A 1,126-nucleotide genomic window follows, 5' to 3' on the forward strand; every position below is an offset into this window, starting at 1 on the left:
CGGCTGCCTCGCGCACGGCGGAGGCGGCGGCGGCCAGCCGGCCGGCTGCGGCGCGCGCCTCGCGGGCCCGGTCGTCGGTGGCGGCGGTCCACTGCCGGTGCAGCGCGCGGCCGATCTCGCCGGGGCGCCCCGGAGCGTCCGTGCCGAAGGCGGCCTGGGCGGGATCGCTGGCGGTGACCGTGCGGGACAGGGCGGTGAGCGTGGCGCTCGCCTCGTCCAGCCGGGCGGAGAGCGCGCGCAGTGTGTCCATCTCAGGCCCCCGCGAGCGGTCGGTAGGCGGCGAACGTCTCGTTGTGCAGCTTCTCCCGGGCCCACTCGGCGGCGTCGGCCGCTGCGGTGACCGCGGCCTGCACGGAACCGGCCACGTCCCGCGGACTGCGGCTGTGCAGCGGCCCGAGGAACCGGACGTCGGTGATCCGCCCACCGGCGGTGACCACCACCTCGACCAGCCCGTCCGGCGACCGGACGGTGACCTCGACGGTCGACACCGCCTGGTCGAACTCGGCCTGGAGCGACTCGATCCGGCGGTAGCGCCGCACCGCCTCCTCGATCCAGGCTTCGTCGATCTCCCCCCGCGGCATCGGCCGACTCCTCCCGGATGACCCCTCACTGAGCGTGCCGTCACCGTCACAACAGCACACCGGACCGTACCGCACAGCAATCGTGCGTGTCGATGCCTGTGGATGACGGGTCCGCCGGCCGGGACCACGCCACGAAAGCGGCGCTCAGCCCTTCCAGAGGGCGAGCATCATCGCCTCGACGGCGATCCGTGGCTTGACGTTCGCCTCGATCGCCGCCCGGCAGGCGAGCACGGCTTCCAGCCGGCGCAGCGACCCCTCGGCGTCCCACTTCTGCGCCCCGGCGCCGGCCAGCACGGCGGTGTCGGTGTGCACCGGTGCGACCGGAGCGCGCAGCGCCATGGTGATCGCGTCCCGGTAGAAACCGGCCAGGTCGACCAGCGCCCGGTCCAGCGCGTCCCGCTGGGCCCGGGTCGCCCGCGACTTCTGCCGCTTCTCCAGTTCCTTGAGCTGCCCGGCGGCGCCCCGGATCGCGCCGGCCGCGCCCCGGCCGGTGCCGCCGGCGCCGAGCGCGGTCTCCAGCGCCGTCCGCTCGGCCGTGTCGGCCT

At 75.7% G+C, this 1,126-nt stretch carries 2 protein-coding genes and 1 pseudogene; all 3 read right to left on the reverse strand.

Annotation, left to right across the window (positions count from 1 at the left end):
• On the reverse strand, positions 1-250 hold a 250-nt coding region (locus tag EAD98_RS00650), incomplete at its 3' end, for a hypothetical protein (protein ID WP_121652160.1).
• A gap of 1 nt (position 251) precedes the next feature.
• Positions 252-581, reverse strand: coding sequence for a YbaB/EbfC family nucleoid-associated protein (locus tag EAD98_RS00655; RefSeq protein ID WP_053659404.1), 330 nt, complete (start codon positions 579-581; stop codon positions 252-254).
• Positions 582-725: 144 nt separating this feature from the next.
• Positions 726-1,126 (reverse strand): annotated as a pseudogene (locus EAD98_RS00660) (DNA polymerase III subunit delta'); the annotation flags it as partial.

This window comes from Micromonospora sp. CV4 (genome assembly GCF_003667455.1).
Classification (GTDB): Bacteria; Actinomycetota; Actinomycetes; order Mycobacteriales; family Micromonosporaceae; genus Micromonospora.

Bases quoted from the DNA above. Each gene is read 5' to 3' on its own strand.
- EAD98_RS00655 (WP_053659404.1), bottom strand. From the start codon at position 581: ATGCCGCGGGGGGAGATCGACGAAGCCTGGATCGAGGAGGCGGTGCGG.